Origin of the sequence: Lysobacter sp. OAE881 (genome assembly GCF_040546665.1) — a bacterium.
GTDB lineage: Bacteria > Pseudomonadota > Gammaproteobacteria > Xanthomonadales > Xanthomonadaceae > Lysobacter_J > Lysobacter_J soli.
Genome location: NZ_JBEPOG010000001.1, coordinates 1,727,395 through 1,751,563 on the forward strand (window position 1 = coordinate 1,727,395; position 24,169 = coordinate 1,751,563).

Sequence of the window (24,169 nt, forward strand, 5' to 3'; positions counted from 1 at the left end):
CCTCCCGCGGGCCGCAGGGCGGGGCCTCTGGCCCCGGCCGGGCCCGGCTGACACAATCCCCCCTCCCACGCACGAGCCGCCCGCACCGCATGAGCATCAAGTCCGACCGCTGGATCCGCCGCATGTCCGAGCAGCCCGGCGGCATGATCGAGCCCTTCGAGCCCGGCCAGGTCAAGACCGCGGCGGACGGCCACCGTATCGTCAGCTACGGCACCTCCAGCTACGGCTACGACGTGCGCTGCTCGCGCGAGTTCAAGGTGTTCACCAACATCAACTCCACGATCGTCGACCCGAAGCATTTCGATTCGGGCAGCTTCGTGGACATCGAAAGCGACGTCTGCATCATCCCGCCGAATTCCTTCGCGCTGGCGCGCACGGTCGAGTACTTCCGCATCCCGCGCGACGTGCTCGTCGTGTGCCTGGGCAAGAGCACCTACGCGCGCTGCGGCATCATCGTGAACGTGACGCCGCTTGAGCCGGAATGGGAAGGCCACGTCACGCTCGAATTCAGCAACACCACGCCGCTGCCGGCGCGCATCTACGCCAACGAGGGCGTCGCGCAGATGCTGTTCTTCCAGTCGGACGAAGTCTGCGACACCTCGTACAAGGATCGCGGCGGCAAGTACCAGGGCCAGACCGGCGTCACGCTGCCGCGCACCTGATCCGCGCGTCGGACGCCACATCGAACGAAGGCCCGCCACGCGGGCCTTTTTCATGCGGCATTCGGATTCTTCCGATGGGGCGTACCGACGACGCTATCGACAATGCATGACGCGCGATTCCCGCGCGCTGGAGACATGGCATGACACGCGACATGAAACGATTCGTCCTCACGATGGCCGGCGCGATGTGCCTGGCCGGTAGCGCACACGCGGGCAAGCTGTCCGACCTGCTCGGAAGCCAGGGTCTGAAGGACGCGGGAAACACCGCGATCACCGGCCTCGCGCTCACCGATGCGCAGGTCGTCGAGCTCGGCGCGAAATCCGTCGCGCAGATGGACCAGGAAAACCCCTTCGCGCCCGCCGACAACGCCTACGCGAAGCGCCTGGCGAAGCTCGCCCAGAACATGACGCGTGAGGACGGGCTGTCGCTCAACTTCAAGGTGTACCTGGTGAAGGACGTCAACGCCTTCGCCGTGCCCGACGGCTCGGTGCGCGTGTTCGCCGGCCTCATGGACCTGATGCCCGACGATGCCGAACTGATGTCCGTCATCGGCCACGAAATCGGCCACGTGAAGTACGGCCACAGCAAGGAGCATTACCGCGCCGCGTACCTGTCCAGCGCCGCGCGCAAGGGCGTGGCCGCAATTGGTGGCACGGTCGGCAAGCTCGCCGCGTCCGACATCGGCGCGATCGGCGAGGCCGCGGTCAACGCGAAGTTCAGCCGCGCCAACGAGACGCAGGCCGACGAATACGGCGTTGATTTCCTCCGCCGCCACGGCATGGACCCGAACGCCTCGGTGCGCGGCATGCAGAAGCTGGCGTCGCAGGACGGCAAGGCGAAGACGTCCTTCCTGGACGACCATCCGGCATCGCAGGAACGCGTGTCGCATCTGCAGAAGTACATTGCCAGGAAGCGGTGATGGGCCGTCGAGCGCATCGCGGAGCGGTTCCGGCTTTTGCTGTCATTCCCGCGAAGGCGGGAATCCATGGAGCCGTCGCCGCAAGCTTTCTGCGAGCTTGATGCGGCGGAACGCTGGATCCCCGCCTTCGCGGGGATGACAGCGATGGTGCGCGCAGGGGCGACGACCGTACCGCTCGCACTTCAATGCGTCGCCCCGCCCCCCATTCGCACATCGTGCTCCACCGTGAGCGCGATCCCCACCGCCAGCCGCAACGCCTGCGTGACCACCGCCGACGGCAGGCTCGGCGCCCCGGCATGCAGCGCGGCCTGCGCGGGCGAGTAGGGGATGTGCACGAAGCCGCCGCGGACGCCGGGCAGCCCGCGCAGCGCGTGCATCAATGCGTAGAACACGTGGTTGCACACGTACGTGCCCGCGGTCTGCGAGATCTCCGCGGGAAAACCCGCGTTGCGCAGCGCCGCCAGCATCGCCTTGATCGGAAGGCTCGTGAAATACGCCGCCGGGCCATCCGCCGCGACGGGTTCGTCGATCGGCTGCGCGCCGGCGTTGTCGGGGATGCGTGCGTCGATGAGGTTGATCGCCACGCGCTCCAGCGACATCTGCGCGCGGCCGCCGGCCTGTCCGACGCAGATCACCAGCGACGGCACGAGTTCGTCCAGCGCGTGCTGCAGCGCGTGCAGCGATGCGTCGAACGCCACCGGCAGGCAGCGCGCGACGATGCGGTGCCCGGCGACGACTTCGCCCTCCAGCGCCTGCACGGCTTCCCAGCTCGGGTTCGTGGACTCGCCGCCGAACGGCGCGAAGCCGGTCAACAGCACATGTGGCATCGGGGTGGCATTCATCGGAAGGCGAGCCAGTACATCAGCGCGAGGTTCACCAGCAGCAGCGGGATCGCCGTCGGCAGCTGCGCGCGGATCACCGCGTTTGGGTCGTCGAGTTCCAGCAACGCAGCCGGGACGAGGTTGAAATTGGCGGCCATCGGCGTCATCAGCGTGCCGCAGTAGCCGGTGAGCATGCCGATCGAGCCGAGGATCGCCGGTGCCGCACCGTGCTGCTCGATCAGCAACGGCAGGCCGATCCCGGCCGTCATCACCGGGAACGCCGCAAACGCGTTGCCCATGATCACGGTGAACAGCACCATCCCGAGGCCGTACGCGAGCACGCAGGCGAGCCGGCTGTCGGCCGGGATCAGCATCGACACGATGGACGCCACCGCGTCGCCGACGCCGCTGGCCGCGAACACGCCGCCCAGCGTCGCCAGCACGATCGGCAGCAGCGCCGCCCAGCCCATCGTGTCGAGCAGGCGCCGTCCTTCGCCGAGCGCGGCGGTGGGGCGCTCGCGCGTGATGTGGATCGCTGCGAACGTCGCGACCACGCACGCCAGCGCCAGGCCGATCAGCGTGATGCTGCCTTCGCCGAAGACAGGCGTCCCGCCGATCGCCAGCTTCGCGCCGAACAGCACGATCAGCACGGTGACGACGGGAATGATCAGCGCCGGCACGAAGAGCTTGTGCCCCAGTCGCATCGCCGACGCAAGTCGCTGCGCCGCCGGCGCTTCGTCGATGTGTTCGCGCCGCATCCGCGTGGCGAGCAGCGCGAGTGCAATCACCGCGGCGCCCGCAAGCTGTGCGGGAACCTTGTCGCCGGTCTTCGCTGCATCGAGCACGAACTTTCCACCGGCGAACAGCACGGCGATCACGATCCAGAACGCCGCGTGCGTGAACCGCTTCTCGCGCAGGTTGCGCACTCCCGCGTACAGCAGGAACAGCGCCAGCAGCAGGTAGAAGTGCTCAATCGAGAGCATCGGATCCGGCCGTGGTTTGTGCGGCGGCGGTGCGTCGATCGAGCCCGCGCTGGAAGAACACGATGCGGATCGCGTGGATCACGAACGCGGCGATCGCGGTCGGGATCGCCCACAGCGCGATCTGCAGCGGCTCCAGGTGGATGCCGTGTTCGGCGTAAAAGCCCTGGATCAGCAGCACCGCGCCGAAGGCGAGGAAGACGTCTTCGCCGAAGAAGCGGCCGACGTTGTCGGTGGCGGCGGCGAGCGCGTACACCTTCTGCGTGTCTTCGCGCGACGTCGGCCCGTTCGGCTTCGATGCCGCCGATTCCGCCATCGGCGCCAGCAGCGGCCGCACGGTCTGCGCGTGGCCGGCGATGTCGATCAGCCCGATCATGCTCAGGCCCTGCCGGGCGGCGAGGTAACCCGCCAGCAGGCGCGTCAGGGTCAGTCCGCGCCAGCGTTCGATCCAGCGCAGCGCGTGTTCGCGCAGGCCGGCGCGCTCGAGCAGGCCGATGGTCGGCAGCGTCATCGCGAACATCAGCAGCGCGCGGTTCGACACGAAGCTCTCGCCGAGCAGCGCGAGCAGTTCGCCCATCGATTTGCCGGCGAGCAGGCCGCTCACCAAGCCCGCGCTGACCACCACGATCACCGGATTGGCGCGCAGCACGAAGCCGACGACCACCCATGCGACGCCGATCAGCGGCCAATAGTTGATGGCCTCGTTCATGCGCTGGCTCCGAACGGGCGGACGGCGACGCCGTCGGCTTCCAGCGCCCCGCGCACCGCGCGGGCGAACTCCGTGGCGTCGGGCCGGTCGCCGTGCAGGCACAGCGTGTCGGCATGGATCGCGACGACGCGGCCGTCGTCGGCCACGACTTCGCCCCGCAATGCCAGGCGCCGCACCTGCACGATCGATTCTTCGAGCGATTCAATCACCGCGCCCGGCGTGCCACGCGGTCGCAATCGGCCGCGCGCGTCGTAGCCGCGTTCGGCGAAGACTTCGTGCGCCACGCGCAGGCCGTGTTCGACACCGGCGCGCGCGAGCTCGGAACCGGACAGCGCGTAAAGCGCGAGCGTCGGATCGATGTCGGCAACCGTCGCGGCAATCGCATCGGCCACCGCGCGATCGTCCGCGGCGACGTTGTACAGCGCGCCGTGCGGCTTGACGTGCGCGAGCATCACGCCTTCCTCGCGCGCTATGGCGCGTATCCGTTCGATCTGCGCACGCGCCATGCGTGCGACGTCAGCCGGCGCGACGTCGAGCACGCGACGGCCGAAGTGTTCGCGATCCACGTAGGAGGGATGCGCGCCGGCCGCCACACCGTGCCGTCGGCACAGGCGAAGCGTCTCGCGCATCGTCGCCTCGTCGCCCGCATGGCCACCGCAGGCGATGCTCGCTGACGTCACGTGCGGGAGGATCGCGGCGTCGTTGCCGCAGCCTTCGCCCAGGTCGCAGTTGAAGTCCATGCGCGCGCCCACGATGCGGCCGAGCGGCCTCAGCCGCGCTTGAACAGCATGCCGAGGCCGACGACGATCAGGATCGCCGGCCACCAGGTCATCAGCAGCCGGCCGAGGCTCATGTCGGTGAAGCCGAGGTTGTTGAGCAGGAACAGGGTGCCGATCACGACCAGCACCAGCGCGCCGACGATGTTGGATTTCATTGGGTTCGCCAGAAGAAGTGGAAGGTTCAGATCGCGGGCAGGCGCGCGTCGATCATCACGCCGATTCTGGCGATGCGTGCACGTGCCGCGCAAGCCAGCCGATGGGCGGTCGCGGCATCGACGGGCGCGAAGTGCAGCGGCTGTCCCGGAACGCATTGCGCCAGGCGCGGCAGGTCGGCGGCGATCACGTGCCCGAGTTTTGCGTAGCCGCCGACGGTCTGCGCGTCGGCGAGCAGCACGATGGGGCAGCCGTCGGCCGGTAACTGGATCGTGCCGGGTGCGACCGGTTCGGACACGCCATCGCCGCCGGCCGCCGGCAGCGCATCGCCCTGCAGGCGCAACCCCTGCCGGTTGCTGCTGGCGCTGATGGTCCAGCTTCGGCGGGCGAGGGCGGATGCGGACGGATGCGCGCTGGGGCGATAGCGGATCGGCAGGTGCGTGTCGTGCGCGGGGTCGATCCACCACGTCGGCGCTTGCGGCCTATCGAGCTGTCGCGCGCTGCCCATGCCGAGCGGCAGTACGTCGCCCTCACGCAGCGCACGCCCGTCGAGCCCGCCGAATCCGCCACGCAGGTCGGTGCTGCGGCTGCCGAGCACCGGCTCGACGTCGATGCCGCCGTCGATCGCCAACCACGCGCGCGCGCCACCGCGCAGCGCGCCGAGTTCGAGCGTGCCCGCGGGTAGTTCGACGGGCCGCCCGGCGTGCACGGTTTCGCCTTCGAATCGCGCGATGGGCGACGCGCCGACGATCGCGATGCGCGATGGCGCGTCGAAGCGCAGCGTCGGTCCGCGCAGGGTGAATTCCAGCACGGCCGCGTCGCCGTCGTTGCCGACCAGGCGGTTCGCGATGCGCGCGGCGTCGACGTCGAGCGCGCCCGCATGCGCAACGCCGAGATGACGCCAGCCACTGCGGCCGCGGTCCTGGACGGTGGTCAGCAGGCCGGGCGCGAGGACGTGGAGCTGGCGCGTCACGACGACGCGTCCTGTCGCGATGCAAGCCGTGCGAATTCCTCCGCGTCGATCGCGCGGAAACGGACGCGATCGCCCGGCTGCAGTCGCGTGGGCGGTTCGCGTCGCGGATCGAACAGCGTCCACGGCGTGCGTCCGAGCAAGCGCCATCCGCCGGGGCTTTCGCGCGGGTAGATGCCGGTCTGCGCCCCGCCGATCGCGACGCTGCCTGAGGCGACGCGCGCGCGTGGCGTCGCAAGGCGCGGCAACGCGAGCGCGGGATCGAGGCCGGAAAGGTAGGGAAAGCCCGGCGCGAACCCGATCATCGCGACCGTGTAATCGCCGGCGCTGTGGCGTTCGACCAGTTCGCGCGGCGACAGGCCGAATTCGGCGGCGGACGATTCCAGGTCGGGGCCGTGTTCGCCGCCGTAGAGCACGGGGATTTCGATGACGCCGTCGCGTGGTCGCAAGGGCAGCGCCGATGCGCCGCCGTCCTCGACCAGCGCCTGCAACGCCGCGTGCACCTGCGCCGGATCTTCGGCTTCATCGAAGAACACCGCCAGGCTCGCGAACGCCGGCACCACGTCGCGCAGCCAAGGCGGATCGAGCGCGCGCAGACGCGCGGCCATCGCATGCACCGCGGCATTGAGTTCCGGGTCGATGCGGTCGCCGAAGCGCAGCAGCCACGCATCGTCGGCCAGCGCTTCGAGGTCGCAGGCCGCGCGCGAGGTCACTGCTTCAGTGCGCCCTGCAACTGCTGGATGCGCGCGACCAGCGCTTCGGGCGTGTACGGCTGCGCGGTCGCCGTGCCCCACACCGGGCGCGGCCAGGCGATGTCGTCCGGAAAACGCGCGATCACGTGCACGTGCAGCTGCGAGACGACGTTGCCCAGCGCCGCGACGTTGAGCTTGTGCGGTTTGAACAGCGCACGCAGCGCATGGCTGGCAAGGTTGATCTCCGCCAGCAGCGCGGCCTGATGCGTCGCGTCGAGGTCGATGAGTTCCACCGCGCCCGCGACGCGCGGCACGAGGATCAGCCAGGGATGGTTCGCATCGTCCATGAGGCGCAGTTCGCTCAGGCTGAGGTGCGCGACCGGGTGCGTGTCCTGCGCGAGCTGCGCGTGCAGCTGCCAGCCGCCGTGGTGGCCCGTGCGGTTCATCGCAGGTTCTCCTGCAGGAAATCGAGCGTCCGGCGCCACGCGACGTCGGCGGCGTGCGGGTCGAACACGTGGTTGTCGACGTCGCGATTGAACGCGTGGCCGGCGCCGTCGTAGACGTGGATCGTCGCCGCGGGCTGCTTCTGCCGGTGCTGCGCGACGGCGTCTTCGGGAATGCTGTGATCGGCCGAGCCGAAGTGGAACATCATCGGCGCGCGCAGCGGCTCGTCGAGGAAGGGCAGGGTGCGCGCGCCGTAGTACGACACCGCGGGCAGGCCCAGCCGCGTGTTCGCGAGGAACGCGACGCTGCCGCCCCAGCAGAAGCCGACCGCGCCCGCGCGCAGGCCCTCGGCGTGGAGCGTCTCGGCGGCCACGGCGACGATGTCGATGGCGCGGTCGAAGCCCAGCTCGTTGCGCAGCGCCACGCCACGCGCGGTGCCGGCTTCGTCGTAGGGAAGTTCGATCCCCGGCGCGACGGGGTCGTACAACGCCGGCGCCAGGGCGACGAAGCCCGCTGCGGCGAAGCGCCCCGCGACCTCGCGGACGTGAGCGTTCAGCCCGAAGATCTCCTGCAGCACGATCACCGCGCCGTGCGACGGGCCGCCCGGTTCGTCGCGCCAGGCGCGCACGGGGCCGTGCGGCGTGTCCAGTTCGGTCCAGTGGGCCATGTCTGTTCAGCTTGAACGGGGGAAAGGAGCCCGGCCGATTCTAGCGCGGGGCTATAATCCGCAGCCCTCCCGCCGCCGCCTGCCGTCCATCCGGATGGCCGCCGTGCCTGTCCCATCGTCGCCGGTCCGCTCCATGTCCCTTGCCAATCCTAAAGTCGGTTTCGTCAGCCTCGGTTGCCCTAAGGCGCTCGTCGATTCCGAACGCATCCTCACCCAGCTGCGCGTGGAGGGCTACGACATCGTCCAGACCTACGACGACGCAGATGTCGTGGTGGTCAACACCTGCGGTTTCATCGATTCGGCGGTGGCCGAATCGCTGGACGCGATCGGCGAGGCCATCGCGGAAAACGGCAAGGTCATCGTGACCGGGTGCCTGGGCAAGAAGCCCGAGCAGATCCGCGAAGCGCATCCGGGCGTGCTGTCGATCAGCGGCCCGCAGGACTACGGCAGCGTGATGACCGCCGTGCACGCGGCCCTGCCGCCGAAGCACGACCCGTTCCTGGACCTCGTCCCGGACACGGGCATCAAGCTCACGCCCAAGCACTACGCGTACCTCAAGATTTCCGAAGGCTGCAATCACCGTTGCAGCTTCTGCATCATCCCGTCGATGCGCGGCGACCTGGTGAGCCGACCGGTCGACCAGGTGCTGCGGGAAGCCGAAAAGCTCGCGATGGGCGGCGTGAAGGAACTGCTGGTCATCTCGCAGGACACCTCCGCCTACGGCGTCGACGTGAAGTACGCCGAGCGCGAATGGCGCGGCAAGTCGTACCAGACGCGCATGAAGGCGCTGTGCGAAGGGCTGTCCGAACTCGGCATCTGGACGCGCCTGCACTACGTCTACCCGTATCCGCACGTCGACGACATCATTCCGCTGATGGCAGACGGCAAGCTGCTGCCGTACCTCGACATCCCGTTCCAGCACGCCAGCCCGCGCGTGCTCAAGCTGATGAAGCGCCCGGGCGCGGTCGACAAGACGCTCGAACGCATCCAGCGCTGGCGCTCCATCGCGCCGGACATCGCGATCCGCTCGACCTTCATCGTCGGTTTTCCGGGCGAGACCGAAGCCGAGTTCGAGGAGCTGCTGGATTTCCTCGACGAAGCGCAGCTCGACCGCGTCGGCGCGTTCGCCTATTCGCCGGTGGAAGGCGCCACCGCTAACGCGCTGCCCGACGCGATTCCCGAGGACGTGAAGCAGGAGCGCCTCGCGCGCTTCATGGAAAAGCAGGCGGAGATTTCGGCGGCAAAGCTGGAAGCGAAAGTCGGCACGACGCAGCGCTGCATCGTCGATGCGCTGGACGGCGAACTTGCCATCGCACGTACGATGTACGACGCGCCGGAAATCGACGGCCTGGTGCAGATCCAGAACGGCTTCATGGCCGGCGTGAAGCCGGGCGAGTTCGTCGACGTCGAGATCATGGGCAGCGACGAACACGACCTGTTCGGTGAGGTCGCGTTCGACGATTGATCGCTGGGCGCGTCGGACACGTGCACGCGCGTCGGTCGCGTTGAACGCCTTGCGTCGCTTTTGCTCGTCATTCCCGCGTAGGCGGGAGTCCATGCGTCAGCTCTCCTCAGCCCATCCGGCGAGCGTGGATGTATCGGACAGACGGATCTCCGCCTTCGCGGGGATGGCGGCTTTAAGGCTGCGTGCTCCTTCAGGCCGATGCGATCACCACACCCGTCACCGCCGCACACGCGACAGCCATTCCGATCAAGCCGCCGCCGACGATAAAGCCGTAGCGCCGATTCCCGCTGGCGAAGGCGAGCGCGGTCTTCGCGATCGCGCTGGACGCCAACAGACCCGCGACGCCCCATTGCGCGTGCGTCATCGTCAGGTTCCCCGCCGACGACAGCTGCGCGATGCTCGCCGCCGCCGCGTGCAACTCCGCTACCGCAACCAGCACCGCGGTCGCAAGCGCGCCCATGTCGCCGAACACGCTGCGCAGCCATGCCGACAGCACCAGCACCACGGCGATCACCAGCGCCAGCAGCAGGCCGTGACTCAGCTTGAACGCGCGGGCTTGCGGCTCGTTCGGAAGCGATGGAGCGTCGGCCTGACGCTGCAGGCCGAACCCGGCGGCGATCGCGAGCACGCCCGCCGCGGCCGCGAGCGGCCACGCACTGGCGCGCAGCAGCGACGGTGCGGCGGTCGCGAGGATGCCCATCACCAGCAGCAGCGACGCAAGGTTCGCGAGCAATGCTGCCGACGCTGCGCCTGCCGTGAGCGACGCGTCGGCGCGCGTGCGCTGGCCGAAGCCGGCCACGGCGGCCGTCGACGACGCGAACCCCGCGAAGAAGCCCGCGACCGGCAGGCCCCAGCGCGCACCGACGGCACGCAGCGCGATGTGGCCGAGCATCCCGACCGTCATCACCAGCACGACGAGCTTCCACAACTGCGACGGCACCAGCACGCCCCACGGGTCGACCGGCTCGTCGGGCAGCAGCGGCAGGACGACCAGCGCGGAGGCGGCCAGCAGGAGGGCGTCCTGCACTTCGCGCTCGCTGACGATGTCGCGCGCGAACCGGTGCAGCGGCTGCTTGGCGAACAGCAGCGTCGCCGCGACGACCGCGAGCGCGGCCGCCACCGTGGTCTGCGTCTGCGCGAGCGCGGCGAGCAATGTCGTCACCAGGAGTGCGACTTCGCCGGTCAGTCCCGGATCGTGTTCGCGCGTGCGCAGGTAGGACACGACCGCCAGTGCTCCGACGGCGAGCACCGTCGCCACCAGCGCCGGCAGGCCGATCTGCGCCGCCACGCCGGCGGCGATCGCCACCATCGCATGCGTGCGCAGGCCCGCCGCCGGTGCGCCGGGGTGCGGCGCATCGGACTGGAGCGGGTGCCGCTCGCGCACGACGCCGATCAGCAGGCCGATGGCGATGGCGGTGAGCAGGCCGCGGAGTTCGTCGGGATCCATTCGGCGCAGGTCGGGCGGAGAGAGCTACACGCTACCGCAGCTGCGGGCGGGCGACGGGTTCCTGCCGCTCAACGGCGCGTCCAACGCATCGGGACGAAGCGCAGGCCGCTTTCGTGCAGTTCCGGTCCGGTGGCCACGAAGCCGAGGCGGCGATAGGTCTCCTGCGCATGACGGGCCGCATTGACGGTGATGGGCGCGGCCGGGTCGGCGGCTGCGGTCACCGCGTTGCACAATGCCCGCGCCAGCCCGCGCCGCTGCATGTCGTCGGCGACGAACAGGTGGTACAGGTGCGAGGGCAGGCGCAGCACGGCGACACCGACGATGCGGCCCTCGCATTCGGCGACGACGTTGCGGTGGCCTTCGTCGATGCGCCGCTGCACCTGTTCTGGCGTCATCAGCGCGAGCAGCGACGCGATGCCGTCCTCATCGCAATCCGGCGCGATCCTGCGTTGCGTCAGCGCGCTCACCAGCGCGCTGATCGCCGCCGCGTCCGCAGGCGTGGCATCGCGCAGGACGATCGCGTCAGTCGGCGCCATCGTCGTAGGCGACCTCGACGATCACGAAGCGCGTCGCGCCGCCGGGCAGCATGGCCTCGAACTCGTCGTCCAGGCGCTTTTTCAGCATCGCGCGTGCGAGCGGCGAATCGATGCTGATCGCGCCTGTCTTCGCATCGGTCTCGTCCGGGCCGACGATGCGATAGCGCTGCGTTTCGCCGCTCGCGACGTTCTCGATCTCCACGCGTGCGCCGAAGAACACCGCCTCCGGATCGCTCGGCACGGTGTCCACCACGCGCAGCGCCGGCACGCGCTTGGACAGGTAGCGCACGCGGCGATCGATCTCGCCGAGCTGCTTCTTTCGATACGTGTACTCGGCGTTCTCCGAACGATCGCCTTCCGCCGCGGCGGCGGCGAGCGCCTTCACGACTTCCGGGCGTTTCACGCGCCACAGCTCGTCAAGCTCGGCCTTGAGGCGGTCGTGGCCCGCGCGGGTGATCAGCGCGGTGCTCTTTTCTGCGGGCGGACGCCAGCGGCCCATGGGTACTCCGGTGGAACGCGCGGCGCGCGACGGGGGATTCTAATGGTGGCGCAACATTGATGACGCCGTTTCGGCAAGCCGCCGTGGACTTACCTAAGGCCGTCACCCCGCCGAAGGCCGGGATCCAGGCCGTCATGCTCGACGAAGAGCGATGCTCGGCCCCTGCGGATACGTTGCGGGCCTGGGTCCCGGCTTTCGCCGGGATGACGGTAGTGAGGCGTGCATGCCCTTACTGCGCCGCCCGCTTCAGGTTGTACGGAAGCGCGCTCTCGATCGGCTTGCCTTCCATGTCCAGCTGGCGGATCTCGTCCTGCGACAGGATCGCGAACAGGCGGTCGTTATCGGACTTGCTGTTCGGGTCAAGGCGCAGGCGCTGGTTGTTTTCTTCCACCGTCCACGTGCCGTCGCCCGTGAGCGCGGGCGCCGAGCGTTCCCTGTAGGTCTCGCTGATCGTGTACGTGCCGTCGGCGGCGAGCACCAGGCGCGTGTCGATGCCGGGACAGTCGGCGCAGGGCAGGGTCCCGTCGAACGTACCGGCGAAGGCCTTCACGTCGAACGGCGCGCCTTGTGCGGAGGGGCGCGCGTCGGCCGCAGGCGCCGCCGGAGCCGCGGCGGCTTCGGGCTGCGCGGGCGGTGCGGCGGTTTCGGCCGGCGCCTGCGGCTTGCAGGCCGACAGCGCGGCGAGCGCGACCGCGGCGAACAGGGCGGTGCGTGCGTTCGTGATGGATCTGGACATCGCGTGCTCCTTGCGTTGGGGGACGGGCATGGAAACGAGGCAACTGGCCGGTCAGCGCTTCGATCCGCCGAAGATGCTGCCAAGCAGGCCGCGAACGATCTGTTGACCGATGCGGCTGCCCACCGTGCGCGCCGTCTGCTTGGCCATGGTTTCCACCATGCCCTGGCGGCGTTTCGTGCCGAACACGGCGTCCTTCACCGCCTGGCCGAAGCCGCTGTCCTCGGCCTCGTCCTGTTCGCGCGAGCGGGCCGGCGGCGCCTTGGTCTTCTGCGTCGCGGTCTCGGCGCGGGCGGCGAGCATTTCCGATGCGGACTCGCGATCCACGCGTTCGTCGTACTTGTGGCCGACCGGGCTGGTGTTGCGCACCTGCTGGCGTTCGGCCTCGGTGATCGCGCCCATGCGGCAGCGCGGCGGCGCGATCAGCGTCTTTTCCACGGGCATTGGCACGCCCTTGTCCTGCAGCGTGGACACCAGCGCTTCGCCGGTGCCCAGTTGCGAGATCGTCTTCGCCACGTCCAGCGCGGGATTGGGCACGAAGGTCTCGGCCGCGGTCTTCACCGCCTTCTGGTCGCGCGGCGTGAACGCGCGCAGCGCGTGCTGCACGCGATTACCGAGCTGGCCGAGGATGTCGTCGGGCACGTCGTCTGGGAACTGCGAGCAGAAGTACACGCCCACTCCCTTGGAACGGATCAGCCGCACGACCTGCTCCACGCGCTGCTGCAACGCCGGCGGCGCGTCGTCGAACAGCAGGTGCGCCTCGTCGAAGACGAACACGAGCTTGGGTTTGTCCAGATCGCCGACTTCAGGCAGCGTCTCGAACAGTTCCGACAGCAGCCAGAGCAGGAAGCTCGAATACAGGCGCGGCTTGAGCACCAGTTGCTCGGACGCGAGGATGTTCACCACGCCGCGGCCATCAGGCGTGGTGCGCATCAGGTCGGACAGTTCCAGCGCCGGCTCGCCGAAGAACAGCTCGCCGCCCTCCTGTTCCAGTCGCAGCAGCGAGCGCTGGATCGCGCCGATCGACTGCGCGCTCACCAGGCCGTAGCTGGTGGAGATGTCCTTGCGTTCCTCCGCGACCAGGCCGAGCAGGGCGCGCAGGTCTTCGAGGTCGAGCAGCAGCAGGCCGCGGTCGTCGGCCAGCTTGAAGACGATGTCGAGCACGCCGGACTGCGTGTCGTTGAGTTCGAGCACGCGCGACAGCAGCGTCGGGCCCATCTCGCTGACGGTCGTGCGCACGGGATGGCCGAGCTTTCCGAACAGGTCCCAGAACACGACCGGGTTGGCTTCGTTGGTGTAGTCGGACAGGCCGATCTCGGCCACGCGCGATTGCAGTTTCTCGTTTGCCGCGCCGGCGACGGCGAGCCCCGCCACGTCGCCCTTCACGTCGGCCAGGAACACCGGGACGCCGAGGCGCGAGAAGCCCTCGGCCAGCGTCATCAGCGTGACGGTCTTGCCGGTGCCGGTGGCGCCGGCGACCAGGCCGTGGCGGTTGCCGAACTTCGGTTGCAGGAACACGTGCCCCTGCGTGTCGGGCAGCGATTGCGGCGTGGTGACGGCCTTGCCAAGCAGGATCGGGTCCATGGGGATCTCGGGGGAGTGCGCGGACGGAGTTGCGGCGATTCTAGGCGCGGCCGCGGCCGCCCGTGTTCATCCTGGGAATCTTCCGGAAGTCGCATGGGCGGGCCCGTTCATCCGGACGTGCACCGCGAATCGGACGTTTCCGGCTTGTCGCGCTCGCACGCGGGCGGATACCCTGCGATGCCCCCCGCTTCCACGCTCCTGCGCTGTCAATGCACGTGATCGCCCGTTCTTCCGCCGCGCTGCTCGCGCTGGCTCTCCTCGCCGCGATGCCGCAGGCGCATGCGCTCTCCAAACGCGACCAGGCCGCGGTGGATGCGCTCAACACGCGCATGCAGGCGGCCGAGGCGCGTTATCGCGCCGGGCTGGTGAAGATCGGCAATGCCGATCCGGCCGGTCGCACCGAAGTCGATGCCTCGCTGGAGGACATGGAAGACATCATGGCCGCCTGCGTGAAGCAGAAGGGCTGCTCGCCCACGACCATGCTCGCTGCCTACAAGCGCCTGCTGAAGCAGAACGCCGACCTGGCCTCGGGCGATGAAGTGCCGGAGGACAACGACGAGGGGGAAGGGCTGGCCGGCAGCATCACCGCCGACGTTCCCGAAGCCGCGCGCGCCGCGGCGCTGCTCAGCGCCGACGGCCAGCAGTTCGTGAAGATGGTCCAGTACAACCCGGCCGTGCAGGCGGGCATCCGCCGCTGGCTGACCGACATGCGGCCGTCGCTGATCGACACCTTCGAGAACTACCAGTACCTGCGCCAGACGATGTGGCCGCAGTTCCAGCGCGCCGGCCTGCCCGAAGCGCTGCTGTTCGGCGTGATGGCGAAGGAATCCAACGGCCGCGTGCATTCGACCTCGCGCGCGGGCGCGGCCGGGCCGATGCAGTTCATGTACGCCACCGGCCGCCGCTTCGGCCTGGGCGACGACGGCACCGGTTTCGACACGCGCTACGACGCGCGCGCCTCGGCGGCCGCGGCGGCGGAGTACTTCAACGAGCGGCTGGGCACGCTCAACCGCAGCATCGAGCTGTCGCTGGCCGCCTACAACGGCGGCGAAGGCCGCGCGCAGCGCGTGTACAACACCTCAGGCGGCGGCAACTTCTGGGACGAATCGGTCTACAACCAGTTCCCGGCCGAAACCCGCGACTACGTGCCGATGGTGATCGCGGCGGCATGGCTGTTCCTGCATCCGAAGGAATACGGCCTGACGCTGCCGCGCGTGGATGCGCGCCCCGCGGCGCTGCGCCTCGCCAAGCCCAGCTCGATCTACGAGCTCACCATCTGCCTGGGCAACGGCGGCACGCGCGAGGGCTTCATGCGCGCGCTGCGCAACCTCAATCCGCGCTACCAGGCCGACCAGTACCTGCCGACCGGCACCGTGCTCAGCGCCACGACCAAGATCGTGGGCCTTTACGGCCGCCACTGCACGCAGGGCCAGCGCGCCGAACTGGCGCACACGCTGGTGATGAGCGATGCCTCCACGGCCATCGTGCGCACCGGCCCGGTCACGCCGGTGCAGGCCGAGGATGCGGTGTACGAGGCTGAAAGTGCGGGCGTCGGCAGCGCAGTCGCCAGCGCCGCGCCGGCTCGCAGCAAGCCGGCCAAGCCGTCCAAGCCCTCGACCTACACGGTCAAGCGCGGCGAGACGCTCACGGCCATCGCGCAGAAGTTCCAGTGCGACACCGGCGACTTGGCGAAGGCGAACAAGCTCAAGGCGCCGCGTTTCGCGATCAAGCCGGGCCAGAAGCTCAAGCTCGACGCCTGCGAAGGTTGAGTCCGGCCGCCGGACCCTCCATGCTGCGTCCCACCACAGGGACGCAGGGGGTGGGGCATGGTCTGGCGGAAGATCGTGGGACTGTTCCGGAAGGATGAGGCGCGACCGGCACACGGTGCGCCTTCGCTGGAAGAACAACTGGACGAACTGCGCGGCTACATCGCGCGCGATCTGCGCGGCGGGTACGTCGACGCCGATTCCATCATCGACAACGCGCTGGAAGTGCTGGAGCTCCAGCCGCACGGCGAGGACGTGCTGCGCACGCACGCACGCCGCATCCTCGAAGACGAGACCGCGGCCTATCACCACGAAGCGGCCGGCTGGCCCGCGCTGACCGACCACGACCGCCTCGAGCAGGCGTTCGCCGCGCTCGAAACGCAGGGCGTGGTGTGCCGGCAGAACTTCACCTGCTGCGGCACCTGCGGCGTGGCGGAGATCGGCGACGAGATCGATACCGCGCGCGAACGCGGCGACAACGTGCACGGCTACACCTTCTTCCACATGCAGGACACCGAGCGCGCCGTCGAAGGCGGCGGGCTGTGGCTCAACTACGGCGCGACCGAGAGCGGCGAAGCGCCGGCACTCGCCATCGGCCAGCGCATCGTCGACGCCCTGCGCCTGACGGGCCTGACCGTCGACTGGGACGGCAACTGGACCAAACGCATCCACGTGCCGCTGCAATGGCAACGCCGGCTCGCGCTGTGACGCGCGCGGCGACGGGCACGCTGGCGGTCGTTGTTGGCGCCAGCGCAGCATTGGCGATTGCCGGCGCGTACTGGCCGGCGATGCCGTGGCTGCACTGGCTGTTCAAGCCGCTGACGACGCTGCTGATCGCGTGGTCGGTGTGGCGCACGCCGTCGGCGTTGCCGCGTTATCGCGCGTGGTTGCTGGTCGGGCTTGTGCTCTCGACGGCGGGCGACGTCTTCCTGATGCTGCCTGTCGATGCGTTCGTCGCGGGGCTGGCGAGTTTCCTGCTCGCGCACCTGGCGTACCTGATCGCGCTGAAACAGCGCGAAAGATGGTTCGCGGCGATGTGGCCGTTCGCGCTGTACGCGGTCGTCGCCGGGCTCGTGCTGTCGCAGTTGTGGCCGGGGTTGCCCGGCGAGCTGCGCGTGCCGGTGGTCGTCTACGTCGTCGTGCTCGCGGCGATGGCCGCGCAGGCGCTGGCGGTGTGGTGGCGCCGGCGCGATGGCGCCGCGCTGTGCGGCGCATGGGGTGGCGCGTGTTTCGTGCTGTCGGACGCGTTGCTGGCGTGGGATCGCTTCGTCGCGCCGTTCGCGGCCGCGTCGTTCGCGGTGCTGGCGAGCTACTGGCTCGCGCAGTGGGGACTGGCGCGGTCGGTGCCGCGCCAGTCGTGAACGTCAGGTCGTGCGCGTCGCCAGCTTCTGGCCCAGGCGCACCGGCGATTCGGCGTGCAGCGACGGATCCAGCGTCGCCACGCCGCGCGGCAGCAGCACGATCACGGTCGAGCCGTAGTTGAAGCGCGCCATCTCGGCGAAGCGGTCCAGCGTGATGTTCTCCGCGCGCCAGTCCTTCCGGTTGATGCGGTCGCCGTAGGCGGGGATTTCCTCGCCACTCCACACGGTCTCGACGCCCGACACCAGCAGCGCGCCCACCATCACCATCGCCATCGGGCCGAAATCGGTGTCGAAGTGGCACACCAGGCGCTCGTTGCGCGCGAACAGGCGCGGCACGTGCGCCACCGCGGCGGTGCCCACGCTGAACAGACGGCCCGGCACGTGCACGGTTTCGCGCAGCCGGCCGGTCCACGGCATGTGCACGCGGTGGTAGTCGCGCGGCGACAGGTACACCGTGGCGAACAGACCGTCGTTGAAGGGCGTGGCGTCAGCCTCGTCGCCGAGCAGCTCGGCCGCCGTGAACGACTGGCCCTTGGCCTGGAAGATGCGGCCGTTCTCGATCGGGCCGCACTGGCTCACGTGGCCGTCGGCAGGCATCAGCAGCGAACGCGGATCGGGATCGGGCACGCGCGCGCCCGGCTTCAGCGCACGCGTGAAGAAGGCATTGAACGTCGGGTACTTCGTCGGATCCGGCTGCGCGGCCTCGGCGAGGTTCACGCCGAACCGGCGCGTCACCGTGTCGATCAGCCACTGCTTCAGGCGCGGGTTGTCCGAATACGCGAGCGCGCGCGCCATCGACGACAGCAGCCGATGCGGAAGGACGTAGGTGAGGGCGGTGACGAGGCTCATGGAGTGCTTACGATGGCGTGCAGGCGTGATGGGGTCGTGCAGGGCACGGGGGAAGGCGCGGAGCGGGCGGTTTCTTCATCCGCCCGTCGCGGCGTCACTCGCGCTTCGGAGACGCGGCAGCGAAACTCGCCTGCGTCAGTGCCGTCATGTCGGCGGCGATCGCGGCCGGGTCGAACGGCGGCTGCACGATGCCGGCCATGCGGCCCTGCGGATCGAGCACCGCCATCGACGCGCTGTGGTCGACGCTGTACTGGTCGGCGCGCACGCCTTCCGGCGCCGGCACCTTCGCGAAGACCATGCTCAGCGACTTGGCGAACTGTTCCAGCGCCGGGATGTCGGCGGTAGCTGCGATCGTGTCGCGGTGGAAGGCGTGCGCGTATTCGCCGATGCGGTCGGGCGTGTCGCGCTCGGGATCGACCGACACGAACAGCACGCGCGGGCGCGTGGTTTCCGGCAGCGCGGCCCACTGCTTCTGTGCCTTGGCCATCTCGGCCAGCGTCGTCGGGCAGACGTCGGGGCAGTGCGTGAAGCCGAGGAACACCAGCGTCCAGTGGCCCTTCAGTTCGCCCGGCACCAGCGGCGTGCCGTCCGACTGGCGCAGCGTGAAGGCGGGTAGCGTGCGGGCCGGTTCGAACAGGCGCACGGCGCGGGTCTGCGGCAGCGAGGAGCCCGCCGAAGGCGCGAAGAAGTGCTGCGCGGCCCACAGGCCGAGGGCGGCGGCGACGGCCGCGATGAGGATGTAGACCGTGGTGCGGTTGAACATGGCGGCTTCGAATCGCGCCCGGCACTGGGCGCGGGCATGATACCGGGCCGGGCCCCGTATAATCGTCGCCCCCTTCGAAAGGCCCCGCCATGAACGGCTCCGCGACCCCAAATCCCGTCACGTTCGAACAGGTTTCGATCATCGACCTGATCCGTTATGGCGGCAGCCGCTTCAACGAGGCCGGCCTCACCTTCGGCCACAGCTACGACAACGCGCTGGACGAAGCGACGCAGCTGGTCCTGCACGCGCTGCACCTGCCGCACGACCTGAGCCCGATCTACGGCGCCTCGCGCGTGACGGCGGCCGAGCAGGCGAAGGTGCTGGACCTGTTCCAGCGCCGCATCGACGAACGCGTTCCCGCCGCCTACCTGACCGGCGAGGCCTGGTTCGCTGGCCTGAGCTTCAAGAGCGACCGCCGCGCGCTGGTGCCGCGTTCGCCGATCGCCGAACTGATCCCGCACGGCTACGAGCCGTGGCTGGGCGGGCGCGAGGTCGAGCGCGTGCTCGACCTGTGCACCGGTTCGGGCTGCATCGCGATCGCCACCGCGCACTACCATCCGCACTGGCAGGTGGACGGCGTGGACATCAACGACGACGCGCTCTCGCTCGCGAAGGAGAACAAGGAACGCCTGCACGCCGACAACGTCACGCTGCGCAAGTCGGACCTGTTCAACCAGCTGCAGGGCCAGGTGTACGACCTGATCGTCACCAACCCGCCGTACGTCACCAACGACGAAACCGACGCGCTGCCGAAGGAATACTCCTACGAGCCCGAACTGGGCCTGCGCGCCGGCGACGACGGCCTGGACCTCGCGCTGAAGATCCTGCGCGACGCACCGGATCATCTGACCGAGAACGGCCTTCTGATCTGCGAAGTCGGCGAAGCCGAGCGCGCGCTGGTCGAACTGCTGCCGGAACTGCCGATGGCGTGGGTGGAGTTCAAGGTTGGCCAGATGGGCATCTTCGTGGTCGAACGCGCGGATCTGGTCGAGCACCACGCGAAGATCAAGGCGCTGGCGGACGCGCGCTGATCGACCGTCATCCCGGCGAACGCCGGGTCCCAGGCTGGCGACGCTTCCGTTCCTTTGGCGTCATCCCCGCGTAGGCGGGGATCCAACTGTGAGCGCATCACCTCATCCGTCAGCCGTGACGCGTCCGCGGCTGATTCCCGCCTTCGCGGGAATGACACCGTGTATTGATGCTTGTGTGCCTGGGGCCCGGCGTTCGCCGGGATGACGGCACCTTCCGGCGGTCTTGGCTATCCGCCCGCAGTTCCAGCAGCAACCAATCCACGTTGCTAAAGTGAATGCCTGCACCCCGGCGGGCTTCCACGTGTCCAGCAACAGCTTCGGCAAACTCCTCACCGTCACCACCTTCGGCGAAAGCCATGGCCCGGCCATCGGCTGCGTCGTCGACGGTTGCCCTCCGGGCATCGCCATGGCGCCGGAGGACTTCCGCCATGATCTCGAACGCCGCGCCACCGGCCGCACGCGCCATACCTCGCAACGTCACGAGGCCGACGAGGTCGAGATCCTCAGCGGCGTGTACGAAGGTGTCACGACCGGCACGCCGATCGCGCTTCTGATCCGCAACACCGACCAGCGCAGCAAGGATTACGCGAAGATCGCCGACCAGTTCCGCCCCGGGCACGCGGATTACACCTACTGGCAGAAGTACGGCATCCGCGATCCGCGCGGCGGCGGGCGTTCGTCCGCGCGCGAGACGACGATGCGCGTGGCCGCGGGCGTCATCGCCAAGAAGTGGCTCGCCGACCGTCATGGCGTGCAGGTGCAGGGCTGGCTGTCGCAGATCGGCGAGATCGTGCCGCACGGCTTCGATCTGTCGGCCGTGGAGAACAACCCGTTCTTCTGGCCCGACACGCGCCAGGTGACGGAGCTGGAGCTCTACATGGACGCGTTGCGCAAGTCCGGCGATTCGGTCGGCGCGCGCGTGGACGTCGTGGCGACGAACGTGCCGCCCGGCTGGGGCGAGCCGATCTACGGCAAGCTCGACGGCGAACTCGCCGCTGCGCTGATGAGCATCAACGCGGTGAAGGGCGTGGAGATTGGCGACGGCTTCGGCGTCGTCGCGCAGAAGGGCAGCGCGCACCGCGACCAGATGACGCCGCAGGGTTTCGCCAGCAACCACGCCGGCGGCATCCTCGGCGGCATCAGCACGGGGCAGCCGCTGCGTTGCTCGGTCGCGTTCAAGCCGACCTCCAGCCTGCGCCTGCCGATCGACAGCCTCGACACGCACGGCAACGTCGCCGAAGTCGTCACCACCGGCCGCCACGATCCCTGCGTCGGCATCCGCGCGACGCCGATCTGCGAGGCGATGGTGGCGCTGGTGCTGATGGACCAGGCGCTGCGCCACCGCGCGCAGTGCGGCGACGTGGGCGAGGTGACGCCGCGGATTCCCGGGAACCTCGGTGGCTGACACGCGTCCCCGCGTCTGGGTCTCGCAACCGCTGTTCGGCGACATCGTCGGGCGGCTGCGCGAACATTTCGACGTGATCGAAACCGCCGCGGTCGGCAAGCATTTGCAGGACGAAATCGCCGCAATGCTCGCCTCCTGCGACGGCGCGCTGGTCACGCTCAACGACCGCATCGGCGCGGCGGAAGTCGCGCACGCGCCGCGCCTTCGCGCGATCGCGAACGTCGGCGTCGGCTACAACAACCTCGACGTGCCCGCGCTCACGCAGGCCGGCATCGTGGTGACGAACACGCCGGACGTATTGACCGAAACCTCGGCCGATTTCGGCTTCGCGCTGATGATGGCCGCCGCGCGCCGCATCACCGAGGCCGAACGCTGGCTGCGCGATGGCCAATGGCGGCAGTGGAGCTTCGAGACGATGCTCGGCGGCGACGTGCACGGCACCACGCTGGGCATCCTCGGCATGGGGCGGATCGGACAGGGCATCGCCCGTCGCGCATCGGGCTTCCGCATGCGCGTGCTGTACCACAACCGTTCGCGCCTTCCGGCCGACATCGAGCGCGACTGCAACGCCGCCTACGTCGACTTCGACACGCTGCTCGCGCAGGCCGACCACATGGTGCTCGTGCTGCCGTATTCGCCCGCGGTGCATCACATCGTCGACGCCGCCGCCATCGCGAAGATGAAGCCGACCGCGACGCTGACCAACATCGCGCGTGGCGGCATCGTCGATGAGGACGCGCTGGCCGACGCTCTGGAAAGCGGCCGCCTCGCCGCCGCGGGGCTCGACGTCTACGAAGGCGAGCCGGCGATCAACCCGCGCCTGCTCGCGCTGCGCAACGTGGTTCTCACACCGCACATCGCCAGCGGCAGCCTCGCCACGCGCCGCGCGATGGTGTCGCTGGCCGTGGACAACCTCATCGCCGCGCTGGATTTCGGCCCGCGGGCGGGCGATCCGCCAACGCCGGTGAATGCAACCGAATTGAGCCCCTCTCCCAACGGGAGAGGGGTTGGGGTGAGGGGCGACGAAGCCGGAGCGAAACCGGTCGCGGCCTCGGTGCAAGGCCGAAAACCCGGCATATCGAAATAACGCGAACGCACAGCGTCCGCCGCCGCGTTGCGAGATCATCCGCGACGCGCCTTTCGAAGCAGACCAAGCCCGCCGGAACCGTCGCCATGTCGCACAGCCAGCGCCTGATCCAGATCCGCACCTACCAGCTCGCGCCCGACGCACGCGACGCGTTCCATCGCGCGTTCGTCGACGAGGCCGTGCCGATGCTGCGCCGCTGGCAGCACGAGATCGTGGCGTTCGGTCCATCGCCGCATGCCGGCGACGCGTACTTCCTGATCCGTGCCTACGACGACCTCGACGATCTGAACGCGCGGCAGGACGCCTTCTACGGTTCGCCGGAATGGCGGCAGGGCCCGCGCGAACGCGTGCTGGCGATGATCCGTCACTACCAGGATGCGGTACTGTGGGCATCTCCCGAGACGCTTAACGACCTGCGCCGCCGCAATCCCGGCGACGCGGCGCCCACGGGCTGAGCCGCATCACGCTTCGCAACACCCGCCGGAATGGTTCCGGCCGGGCTTCAACGCTGTACCCCACTAACCCGAAAGAAGGAACCAATGAACGCCAAGAACTCCTGCAACGTGGCCATCGTCGGTGCGACCGGCGCCGTGGGCGAGACGATGCTGCGCATCCTCGTCGAACGGAAATTCCCCATTGGCAACTTGCACCTGCTGGCCAGCGAGCGTTCGGCCGGCGAGAAAATCGAGTTCGGCGCGAAAAAAATCACGGTGGAGGACCTGGCGACGTTCGATCCGAGCGGCATCGACATCGCGCTGTTCTCCGCAGGCGGCAGCGTGTCGAAGGAATACGCGCCGAAGTTCGCCGCGGCCGGCGCGGTGGTGATCGACAACTCCTCGGCGTTCCGTTACGACGACGACGTGCCGCTGGTCGTGTCGGAGGTGAACCCGGAGGCTGCGACGAACCGCCCGCGCGGCATCATCGCCAACCCGAACTGCTCGACCATGCAGATGCTGGTCGCGCTGGCGCCTATCCACCGCAAGGTCGGCATCGAGCGCATCAACGTGGCGACGTACCAGTCGGTGTCGGGCGCGGGCCGATCGGCGCTGGAAGAACTCGGCCGGCAGACCGCCGCGCTGCTGGGCTTCCAGGAGCCGAACCCGGAGCGCTTCCCGGTGCAGATCGCGTTCAACCTGATTCCGCACATCGACGAGTTCCAGGACAACGGCTACACCAAGGAAGAAATGAAGCTGGTGTGGGAGACCCGGAAAATCCTCGGCGACGACAGCATCCAGGTGAACCCCACCGCGGTGCGCGTGCCGGTGTTCTATGGCCACTCCGAGGCGGTGAACATCGAGACGCGCGAGAAGATCTCCGCAAGCGAGGTTCGCAAGCTGCTGGAAACCGCGCCGGGCGTGGAAATCGTCGACGAGCCGAAGGCGGGCGGCTACCCGACGCCGGTGACGCATGCGTCGGGCAACGATCCGGTGTACGTCGGCCGCATCCGCGACGACTTCTCGCACCCGCGCGCGGTGAACCTGTGGATCGTCTCGGACAACATCCGCAAGGGCGCCGCATTGAACGCGGTGCAGTTGGCCGAGCTGGTGCTGGCCGAACGCGGCTGAGTCCGGGACGCGCCAGTGGTTGAGCCTCGAACGCCAGTCTCAAAGACTGGCGTTCGAGTTTCCGGACCCGGCGCGCGAGTGGAAAACACTGGCGATCGAGGCTTCGGGACTGGCGTGCCAGTAGAAAAGACTGGCGCACGAGTTCCCGAGGCTGGTGCTCCGGGCAAAAACACTGGCGCTCCAGTGTCCGGAACTGGCGCGTCAGTCGAAAAGACTCGCGTACCAGACTCCGGGACTGGCGCGCCAGGCAAAAACACTGGCAAGCGAGATTCCGGGACTCG

The 24,169-nt window shown here is 69.0% G+C and carries 27 protein-coding genes; 11 read left to right on the forward strand and 16 right to left on the reverse strand.

From position 1 onward, the window contains the following. Positions 1 to 89 precede the first annotated feature (89 nt). Both dcd and ABIE51_RS08110 read left to right on the forward strand, forming a co-directional pair. Complete coding sequence (gene dcd / locus ABIE51_RS08105; protein ID WP_115840707.1) at positions 90 to 662, forward strand: dCTP deaminase; 573 nt, start codon at positions 90 to 92, stop codon at positions 660 to 662. Between the two features lie 152 nt (positions 663 to 814). After that, positions 815 to 1,582: a M48 family metallopeptidase gene (locus ABIE51_RS08110; RefSeq protein WP_192630341.1), complete on the forward strand. Its 768-nt coding sequence runs from the start codon at positions 815 to 817 to the stop codon at positions 1,580 to 1,582. A gap of 182 nt (positions 1,583 to 1,764) precedes the next feature. On the opposite strand, the gene pcp is transcribed toward ABIE51_RS08110, so the two are convergent. The 9 genes from pcp to ABIE51_RS08155 are packed head-to-tail and all read right to left on the reverse strand — an operon-like array spanning position 1,765 to position 7,797. Continuing rightward, positions 1,765 to 2,424, reverse strand: coding sequence for a pyroglutamyl-peptidase I (gene pcp / locus ABIE51_RS08115; RefSeq protein WP_354503799.1), 660 nt, complete (start codon positions 2,422 to 2,424; stop codon positions 1,765 to 1,767). Continuing rightward, positions 2,421 to 3,386 carry a DUF979 domain-containing protein gene (locus ABIE51_RS08120; protein ID WP_192630342.1) on the reverse strand — a complete coding sequence of 322 codons (966 nt, stop codon included), beginning with the start codon at positions 3,384 to 3,386 and terminating at the stop codon, positions 2,421 to 2,423. Before ABIE51_RS08120 ends, pcp begins: the two co-directional genes overlap by 4 nt. Further along, positions 3,373 to 4,092, reverse strand: a complete 720-nt coding sequence (locus tag ABIE51_RS08125; protein ID WP_354503802.1) for a DUF969 domain-containing protein — start codon at positions 4,090 to 4,092, stop codon at positions 3,373 to 3,375. The genes ABIE51_RS08120 and ABIE51_RS08125 overlap by 14 nt, the downstream gene beginning before the upstream one ends. Continuing rightward, on the reverse strand, positions 4,089 to 4,832 hold the full coding sequence (locus ABIE51_RS08130) for a LamB/YcsF family protein (protein WP_192630343.1): 744 nt from the start codon (positions 4,830 to 4,832) through the stop codon (positions 4,089 to 4,091). The genes ABIE51_RS08125 and ABIE51_RS08130 overlap by 4 nt, the downstream gene beginning before the upstream one ends. 29 nt (positions 4,833 to 4,861) lie before the next feature. Beyond that, entirely contained in the window at positions 4,862 to 5,026 is a 165-nt protein-coding gene (locus tag ABIE51_RS08135) for a LiaI-LiaF-like domain-containing protein (protein ID WP_181902663.1), read from the reverse strand. Positions 5,027 to 5,052: 26 nt separating this feature from the next. After that, positions 5,053 to 5,997, reverse strand: coding sequence for a 5-oxoprolinase subunit C family protein (locus tag ABIE51_RS08140; protein WP_192630344.1), 945 nt, complete (start codon positions 5,995 to 5,997; stop codon positions 5,053 to 5,055). Continuing rightward, on the reverse strand, positions 5,994 to 6,707 hold the full coding sequence (gene pxpB, locus ABIE51_RS08145; RefSeq protein WP_192630345.1) for a 5-oxoprolinase subunit PxpB: 714 nt from the start codon (positions 6,705 to 6,707) through the stop codon (positions 5,994 to 5,996). Before pxpB ends, ABIE51_RS08140 begins: the two co-directional genes overlap by 4 nt. Continuing rightward, positions 6,704 to 7,132 (reverse strand): HIT domain-containing protein, encoded by a 429-nt coding sequence (locus ABIE51_RS08150; protein WP_192630346.1) that lies wholly within the window; start codon positions 7,130 to 7,132, stop codon positions 6,704 to 6,706. Before ABIE51_RS08150 ends, pxpB begins: the two co-directional genes overlap by 4 nt. Next, positions 7,129 to 7,797: a dienelactone hydrolase family protein gene (locus ABIE51_RS08155; protein ID WP_192630347.1), complete on the reverse strand. Its 669-nt coding sequence runs from the start codon at positions 7,795 to 7,797 to the stop codon at positions 7,129 to 7,131. The genes ABIE51_RS08150 and ABIE51_RS08155 overlap by 4 nt, the downstream gene beginning before the upstream one ends. Positions 7,798 to 7,930: 133 nt before the next feature. Here ABIE51_RS08155 and rimO point away from each other — a divergent pair, with 133 nt between their 5' ends. After that, positions 7,931 to 9,262: a 30S ribosomal protein S12 methylthiotransferase RimO gene (rimO, locus tag ABIE51_RS08160; RefSeq protein WP_157029826.1), complete on the forward strand. Its 1,332-nt coding sequence runs from the start codon at positions 7,931 to 7,933 to the stop codon at positions 9,260 to 9,262. Positions 9,263 to 9,452: 190 nt separating this feature from the next. Here the strand turns inward: rimO and ABIE51_RS08165 are convergent, their stop codons facing one another. The 5 genes from ABIE51_RS08165 to ABIE51_RS08185 form a co-directional block, all read right to left on the reverse strand. Continuing rightward, a complete protein-coding gene (locus tag ABIE51_RS08165) occupies positions 9,453 to 10,709 on the reverse strand; it encodes an MgtC/SapB family protein (protein ID WP_192630348.1) in 1,257 nt (418 codons plus the stop codon). 68 nt (positions 10,710 to 10,777) lie between these two features. Beyond that, positions 10,778 to 11,245 carry a GNAT family N-acetyltransferase gene (locus ABIE51_RS08170; protein ID WP_192630349.1) on the reverse strand — a complete coding sequence of 156 codons (468 nt, stop codon included), beginning with the start codon at positions 11,243 to 11,245 and terminating at the stop codon, positions 10,778 to 10,780. After that, positions 11,232 to 11,744: a transcription elongation factor GreB gene (gene greB / locus ABIE51_RS08175; protein WP_192630350.1), complete on the reverse strand. Its 513-nt coding sequence runs from the start codon at positions 11,742 to 11,744 to the stop codon at positions 11,232 to 11,234. Before greB ends, ABIE51_RS08170 begins: the two co-directional genes overlap by 14 nt. Positions 11,745 to 11,973: 229 nt before the next feature. Further along, positions 11,974 to 12,480: a copper resistance protein NlpE gene (locus tag ABIE51_RS08180; protein ID WP_192630351.1), complete on the reverse strand. Its 507-nt coding sequence runs from the start codon at positions 12,478 to 12,480 to the stop codon at positions 11,974 to 11,976. A 51-nt stretch (positions 12,481 to 12,531) separates the two neighbouring features. Beyond that, positions 12,532 to 14,061, reverse strand: a complete 1,530-nt coding sequence (locus ABIE51_RS08185) for a helicase HerA-like domain-containing protein (protein WP_192630352.1) — start codon at positions 14,059 to 14,061, stop codon at positions 12,532 to 12,534. 209 nt (positions 14,062 to 14,270) lie between these two features. Between ABIE51_RS08185 and ABIE51_RS08190 the strand changes: the two genes are divergently transcribed. From ABIE51_RS08190 to ABIE51_RS08200, 3 genes are read left to right on the forward strand one after another with little or no spacing between them, the layout of a single operon-like run. Continuing rightward, positions 14,271 to 15,830: a transglycosylase SLT domain-containing protein gene (locus ABIE51_RS08190; protein WP_354503809.1), complete on the forward strand. Its 1,560-nt coding sequence runs from the start codon at positions 14,271 to 14,273 to the stop codon at positions 15,828 to 15,830. 57 nt (positions 15,831 to 15,887) lie between these two features. Further along, on the forward strand, positions 15,888 to 16,535 hold the full coding sequence (locus tag ABIE51_RS08195; RefSeq protein ID WP_192630354.1) for a DUF6891 domain-containing protein: 648 nt from the start codon (positions 15,888 to 15,890) through the stop codon (positions 16,533 to 16,535). Further along, entirely contained in the window at positions 16,511 to 17,188 is a 678-nt protein-coding gene (locus ABIE51_RS08200) for a lysoplasmalogenase (RefSeq protein ID WP_192630355.1), read from the forward strand. Before ABIE51_RS08195 ends, ABIE51_RS08200 begins: the two co-directional genes overlap by 25 nt. 3 nt (positions 17,189 to 17,191) lie before the next feature. Here ABIE51_RS08200 and asd read toward each other — a convergent pair whose 3' ends face one another. Both asd and ABIE51_RS08210 read right to left on the reverse strand, forming a co-directional pair. Continuing rightward, complete coding sequence (gene asd / locus ABIE51_RS08205; protein ID WP_192630356.1) at positions 17,192 to 18,037, reverse strand: archaetidylserine decarboxylase; 846 nt, start codon at positions 18,035 to 18,037, stop codon at positions 17,192 to 17,194. A gap of 94 nt (positions 18,038 to 18,131) precedes the next feature. Beyond that, complete coding sequence (locus ABIE51_RS08210; RefSeq protein WP_192630357.1) at positions 18,132 to 18,800, reverse strand: SCO family protein; 669 nt, start codon at positions 18,798 to 18,800, stop codon at positions 18,132 to 18,134. Positions 18,801 to 18,889: 89 nt separating this feature from the next. Between ABIE51_RS08210 and prmB the strand changes: the two genes are divergently transcribed. From prmB to ABIE51_RS08235, 5 genes are all read left to right on the forward strand, one after another. Beyond that, positions 18,890 to 19,831, forward strand: coding sequence for a 50S ribosomal protein L3 N(5)-glutamine methyltransferase (gene prmB, locus ABIE51_RS08215; RefSeq protein WP_192630358.1), 942 nt, complete (start codon positions 18,890 to 18,892; stop codon positions 19,829 to 19,831). A gap of 301 nt (positions 19,832 to 20,132) precedes the next feature. Next, positions 20,133 to 21,236 (forward strand): chorismate synthase, encoded by a 1,104-nt coding sequence (aroC, locus tag ABIE51_RS08220; RefSeq protein ID WP_192630359.1) that lies wholly within the window; start codon positions 20,133 to 20,135, stop codon positions 21,234 to 21,236. Then, positions 21,229 to 22,323, forward strand: coding sequence for a 2-hydroxyacid dehydrogenase (locus tag ABIE51_RS08225; protein WP_192630360.1), 1,095 nt, complete (start codon positions 21,229 to 21,231; stop codon positions 22,321 to 22,323). Before aroC ends, ABIE51_RS08225 begins: the two co-directional genes overlap by 8 nt. Positions 22,324 to 22,409: 86 nt before the next feature. Next, positions 22,410 to 22,778 (forward strand): NIPSNAP family protein, encoded by a 369-nt coding sequence (locus ABIE51_RS08230; protein ID WP_192630361.1) that lies wholly within the window; start codon positions 22,410 to 22,412, stop codon positions 22,776 to 22,778. Positions 22,779 to 22,862: 84 nt separating this feature from the next. Then, a complete protein-coding gene (locus ABIE51_RS08235) occupies positions 22,863 to 23,888 on the forward strand; it encodes an aspartate-semialdehyde dehydrogenase (protein WP_192630362.1) in 1,026 nt (341 codons plus the stop codon). Positions 23,889 to 24,169 lie beyond the last annotated feature (281 nt).

Bases quoted from the DNA above. Each gene is read 5' to 3' on its own strand.
- ABIE51_RS08120 (WP_192630342.1), bottom strand. From the start codon at position 3,386: ATGCTCTCGATTGAGCACTTCTACCTGCTGCTGGCGCTGTTCCTGCTG.
- ABIE51_RS08110 (WP_192630341.1), top strand. From the start codon at position 815: ATGAAACGATTCGTCCTCACGATGGCCGGCGCGATGTGCCTGGCCGGT.
- ABIE51_RS08150 (WP_192630346.1), bottom strand. From the start codon at position 7,132: ATGAACCGCACGGGCCACCACGGCGGCTGGCAGCTGCACGCGCAGCTC.
- ABIE51_RS08185 (WP_192630352.1), bottom strand. From the start codon at position 14,061: ATGGACCCGATCCTGCTTGGCAAGGCCGTCACCACGCCGCAATCGCTG.
- ABIE51_RS08230 (WP_192630361.1), top strand. From the start codon at position 22,410: ATGTCGCACAGCCAGCGCCTGATCCAGATCCGCACCTACCAGCTCGCG.
- ABIE51_RS08125 (WP_354503802.1), bottom strand. From the start codon at position 4,092: ATGAACGAGGCCATCAACTATTGGCCGCTGATCGGCGTCGCATGGGTG.
- ABIE51_RS08210 (WP_192630357.1), bottom strand. From the start codon at position 18,800: ATGTTCAACCGCACCACGGTCTACATCCTCATCGCGGCCGTCGCCGCC.
- ABIE51_RS08130 (WP_192630343.1), bottom strand. From the start codon at position 4,832: ATGGACTTCAACTGCGACCTGGGCGAAGGCTGCGGCAACGACGCCGCG.
- ABIE51_RS08200 (WP_192630355.1), top strand. From the start codon at position 16,511: ATGGCAACGCCGGCTCGCGCTGTGACGCGCGCGGCGACGGGCACGCTG.
- ABIE51_RS08170 (WP_192630349.1), bottom strand. From the start codon at position 11,245: ATGGCGCCGACTGACGCGATCGTCCTGCGCGATGCCACGCCTGCGGAC.
- asd (WP_192630356.1), bottom strand. From the start codon at position 18,037: ATGAGCCTCGTCACCGCCCTCACCTACGTCCTTCCGCATCGGCTGCTG.
- rimO (WP_157029826.1), top strand. From the start codon at position 7,931: ATGTCCCTTGCCAATCCTAAAGTCGGTTTCGTCAGCCTCGGTTGCCCT.
- ABIE51_RS08235 (WP_192630362.1), top strand. From the start codon at position 22,863: ATGAACGCCAAGAACTCCTGCAACGTGGCCATCGTCGGTGCGACCGGC.
- greB (WP_192630350.1), bottom strand. From the start codon at position 11,744: ATGGGCCGCTGGCGTCCGCCCGCAGAAAAGAGCACCGCGCTGATCACC.
- ABIE51_RS08155 (WP_192630347.1), bottom strand. From the start codon at position 7,797: ATGGCCCACTGGACCGAACTGGACACGCCGCACGGCCCCGTGCGCGCC.
- ABIE51_RS08190 (WP_354503809.1), top strand. From the start codon at position 14,271: ATGCACGTGATCGCCCGTTCTTCCGCCGCGCTGCTCGCGCTGGCTCTC.
- pcp (WP_354503799.1), bottom strand. From the start codon at position 2,424: ATGAATGCCACCCCGATGCCACATGTGCTGTTGACCGGCTTCGCGCCG.
- ABIE51_RS08180 (WP_192630351.1), bottom strand. From the start codon at position 12,480: ATGTCCAGATCCATCACGAACGCACGCACCGCCCTGTTCGCCGCGGTC.
- ABIE51_RS08165 (WP_192630348.1), bottom strand. From the start codon at position 10,709: ATGGATCCCGACGAACTCCGCGGCCTGCTCACCGCCATCGCCATCGGC.
- ABIE51_RS08195 (WP_192630354.1), top strand. From the start codon at position 15,888: ATGGTCTGGCGGAAGATCGTGGGACTGTTCCGGAAGGATGAGGCGCGA.
- ABIE51_RS08135 (WP_181902663.1), bottom strand. From the start codon at position 5,026: ATGAAATCCAACATCGTCGGCGCGCTGGTGCTGGTCGTGATCGGCACC.
- prmB (WP_192630358.1), top strand. From the start codon at position 18,890: ATGAACGGCTCCGCGACCCCAAATCCCGTCACGTTCGAACAGGTTTCG.
- dcd (WP_115840707.1), top strand. From the start codon at position 90: ATGAGCATCAAGTCCGACCGCTGGATCCGCCGCATGTCCGAGCAGCCC.